Raw genomic sequence first — 4,076 nt, 5'->3', positions numbered from 1 at the left:
TGAGCATCTGGAAGAGCAGCGCGGCCTTCGGCGGCATGACGATGATCTCGCGCGTGCTGGGGTTCGTGCGCGACGTGCTGCTCGCGCGCGTGTTCGGCGCCAGTGCGGCGACCGATGCCTTCTTCGTCGTCTTCAAGATTCCCAACTTCCTGCGCCGCCTGTTCGCCGAGGGGGCGTTCCAGCAGGCCTTCGTGCCGGTGCTCTCGGAATACCGCGAGACGCGGACCCGCGCCGAGCTCAGGGAGTACGTCGATCACATGTTCGGCACGCTCGCCGCGGTGCTGGTGGTGGTCGTCTCGCTGGGGCTGGCGGGCGCGCCGCTCCTGGTCATGCTGTTCGCGCCGGGTTTCACCGACGACCCGGGGCAGCGCGAACTCGCCGAGACGATGCTGCTGATCACCTTCCCGTATCTGCTGTTCATCTCGCTGACCGCCTTCGCGGCGAGCACGCTCAACGCATTCGGTCGCTTCGCCATGCCGGCACTCGCGCCCATCTGGCTGAACATCAGTCTGATCGCCGCGACGCTTGTCGCCGCTCCGTTCTTCGAGCAACCGGTGATGGCGCTGGCCTGGGGGGTGTTCGTCGCCGGCATCCTGCAGCTGTTCTTCCTGCTGCCGTTCCTTGCCCGGCTGGGGCTGCTGCCGCGGCCTCGGTTCGGTCGGCATCCGGGGGTGCGCAAGACGTTGCGGCTGATGCTGCCGGCGATGTTCGGCGCCTCGGTGACGCAGATCAACCTGCTGGTCGACACCATCCTCGCCTCCCTGCTGGTGGCCGGCTCGGTGAGCTGGCTGTACTACTCGGACCGGCTGGTGGAGCTGCCGCTGGGGGTGTTCGGCGTGGCGATCGGCACGGTGATCCTGCCGGCCCTGTCGCGTGCCTTCGCCCGTGGCAGCGACGAGGATTACAATCGCACCGTCAACGGGGCCCTGCGCCTGACGTTCCTGATCGGGGTGCCGGCCATGGCGGGGCTGATCGGCCTGGCGGTGCCCATTCTGGCCACGCTGTTCCAGTATGATGCCTTCACCGCCATGGACACGCAGATGGTGGCGCTGGCGATGACCGCCTACGCGCTGGGGCTGCCGGCGTTCCTGCTGATCAAGATCTTCGCGCCGGGGTTCTTCTCCCGGCAGGACACGACCACGCCGGTACGCATCGCCGTGATCTCGGTGCTCGCCAATCTGGGCTTCAAGGCGGTGCTGGTGCTGCCCTGGGTGTTCCTGCTCGGCGGGCATCTGGCCCACGTCGGCCTGGCGCTGACCACGGTGATGGCCGCCTGGGTGAACGCGCTCCTGCTGGGCTGGACCCTGCGGCAACGGGGTGCGTGGCGGGTCGAGCCGGGCACGCGCCGCTTCATCAGCCGGATCACCCTCTCCGCACTGATCATGGCCGGCCTGCTGCTGTGGATCAGCCCGCCGGCCGAGGTGTGGACGGCCTGGGGGGCGGGCATGCGGCTGGCGGCGGTGGCCGGGATGATACTGCTCGGCGTGCTGTTCTTCGTCGTCGTCGCGGCCCTGTTCGGCCACACGCCCCGCCGGTTGTGGGCGGTGGTGACCTTCGATCGTGACGTGCCGCCCGAGCGTGGCTAACGGAATCTAGAATGCAGTTGACGCGCCTTCATGTCACCGATTCGCCGGCCGACACGCCGCTCGCCCCGGGGGGCGCGGTGGTCACCATCGGCAACTTCGACGGGGTCCATCGTGGCCACCAGGCGGTGATCCGCCAGGCGGCCGAGCGGGCCCGCGCGCTCGGCCTGCCGCTGTTCGTCGTCATCTTCGAACCCTTGCCGCGTGAGTACTTCGCCGAGGTGAGGGGAGTGACCCCCGTCGCCCGCCTGACCCGCCTGCGTGAGCGCTTCGTCGCCTTCGACCGGCTGGGCGTGGTCGACCGGGTGGTACTGCTGCCCTTCAACCGGCGGCTGGCCGAGCTGCCCGCCGAGGACTTCGTCACTCGCCTGCTGGTCGGGGCGATGGGGGCGCGCCACGTGGTGATCGGCGACGACTTCCGTTTCGGGGCGCAGCGCCGCGGGGACTTCGCCCTGCTCGAGTCGCTTGCGAGGCTAAACGACTTCGGCGTCGAGCGGGCACGAACCGTGGCGCTGGACGGAGAGCGTGTCTCCTCGACTCGGGTACGCGCGGCGCTCGAGACCCGCGACGTGGTCGAGGCCGCTCGGCTGCTCGGTCACCCGTTCTTTCTCTGTGGGCGGGTGATGCACGGCGACAAGCGCGGCCGCCAGCTTGGTTTTCCCACCGCCAATATCGCGTTGCGACGCCGCCTGTCGCCGTTGCGTGGAGTCTTCCTGGTTCGGGTGTCCGGCATCGGGGGCGAACCGCGCTACGGGGTGGCCAATATCGGCACGCGGCCGACCGTCGACGGTGTCGAGGCCCGGCTGGAGGTGTTCCTGCTGGATTTCGAAGGCGATCTCTATGGCCGGCTGGTGGAGGTGGACTTTCTCGCCGGCATCCGCGACGAGCGGCGCTTCGAGTCGCTGGATGCCCTGGTCGAGCAGATCGGGCGGGACGTCGCCGAGGCGCGCGGCTTGATCGATACACACGAAGGGGCGGATCACCCCTGGGCGGTTGACCGCCCGGATGGAGAAAGAACGTGAACGAACTGGATCTGTTGTTGAACCAACCGCTCGCCTGGGGGCTGGCCGGGCTGGTCGTGGTCGCCGCGGTCGCGGTGGCCTGGCTGGCTGCGCGGCTGCGTGCCGAGGGCCACGAACGCCGACGTCTCGGCGACGAGGCGGCGCGCCTGGAGGCCATTCTCGAGGAGGAGACCGGTGCGCTGGCCGATGCCCGTACCCGGGTCACGCGCCTGGAGGCCGAGTGCGAGCATCTCGTTTCCGGCCGGGAAGCGGTCGAGGCGCAGCGCCGCGAGGCGATGGCCGCCCTCGAGCAGGAGCGGGCGGCCGCGGCTCGGCTGCAGGCGGCCAACGCCGAACTCACCGAACGCCTCGATCAGGAGCGTCGCGCGGCCGAGGAAAAGCTCGCGCTGCTAGACGAGGCGCGGGCGAAGCTGTCGGATGCCTTCAAGAGCCTGTCTTCCGACGCTCTGTCGCGCAACAACGAGTCCTTTCTCCGGCTCGCGCGCGAGAACCTAGAGCGCTTCCAGCACCAGGCGAAGGACGACCTCTCCGCGCGTCACAAGGCGATCGAACAGCTCACCGCTCCGATCCGCGAGCGCCTGGAGAAGTTCGACACCAAGCTCGATGGGCTCGAGCAGGCGCGTACCAGCGCCTACTCGGCGCTCACCCAGCAGGTCAACGATCTGTTGCAGACCCACCTGCCGCAGCTCCACCGCGAGACCGCGGACCTCGTCAAGGCCCTGCGCCAGCCGCAGGCGCGTGGGCGCTGGGGCGAACTGCAACTCAAGCGCGTGGTCGAGATGGCCGGCATGCTCGAACACTGCGACTTCGACGAGCAGGTCAGCCAGAGCACCGAGAACGGCCGCCTGCGCCCCGACCTGATCGTCCACCTGCCCGGTGGCCGACAGGTGGTGGTCGACGCCAAGGCGCCGGTGGATGCCTACCTGCAGGCCGTCGAGGCGCAGGACGAGACCGCCCGCAAGGCGGCACTGGTCCATCACGCCCGGCAGGTGCGCAACCACGTCGGGCAGCTGGCGAAGAAGAGCTACTTCGACCAGTTCGACCCGTCGCCTGAGTTCGTGGTGCTGTTCGTTCCCGGCGAGGCCTTCTTTTCCGCGGCCCTGGCCGAGGACCCGGGGCTGATCGAGTACGGCGCCGAGAACCGCGTCATCCCGGCCAGCCCCACCACCCTGATCGCGCTGCTCAAGGCCGTCTCCTACGGCTGGCGGCAGGAAGCCATGGCGCAGAACGCCGCCGAGGTGGCGGCACTGGGCAAGGAGCTCTACGAGCGCATCGGCACGCTGGCCGAGCACTGGACCAAGGTGGGCAAGAGCCTCAACCAGACGGTCAATGCCTACAACAGCTCCGTGGGCACCCTCGAGACCCGCGTACTGCCCAGCGCCCGCAAGTTCCGCGACCTCAAGACCGTCTCCCAGGACAAGGACCTGAAGAACCTCGAACCCGTCACCCAGGAGCCGCGACCGTTGACGGC

3 protein-coding genes are annotated in these 4,076 nt (G+C 69.0%); all 3 read left to right on the top strand.

The features are described 5' to 3' along the window. Positions 1 to 5: 5 nt before the first annotated feature. Complete coding sequence (gene murJ / locus ACESL5_RS09450) at positions 6 to 1,586, top strand: murein biosynthesis integral membrane protein MurJ (RefSeq protein WP_372592531.1); 1,581 nt, start codon at positions 6 to 8, stop codon at positions 1,584 to 1,586. A gap of 11 nt (positions 1,587 to 1,597) precedes the next feature. After that, the gene (gene ribF, locus ACESL5_RS09445; RefSeq protein WP_372592530.1) at positions 1,598 to 2,605 is read left to right on the top strand and encodes a bifunctional riboflavin kinase/FAD synthetase; all 1,008 of its coding nucleotides are present in this window, start codon (positions 1,598 to 1,600) and stop codon (positions 2,603 to 2,605) included. Next, a partial coding sequence (gene rmuC, locus ACESL5_RS09440; RefSeq protein ID WP_372592529.1) for a DNA recombination protein RmuC occupies positions 2,602 to 4,076 on the top strand: 1,475 nt, incomplete at its 3' end. The genes ribF and rmuC, both read left to right, overlap by 4 nt.

It is taken from the genome of Guyparkeria sp., from assembly GCF_041687595.1.
Taxonomy (GTDB): domain Bacteria; phylum Pseudomonadota; class Gammaproteobacteria; order Halothiobacillales; family Halothiobacillaceae; genus Guyparkeria.
Note: the sequence above shows the minus strand (reverse complement) of the source record. Positions and strands in the feature narration are given on the sequence as shown.

Bases quoted from the DNA above. Each gene is read 5' to 3' on its own strand.
- ribF (WP_372592530.1), top strand. From the start codon at position 1,598: ATGCAGTTGACGCGCCTTCATGTCACCGATTCGCCGGCCGACACGCCG.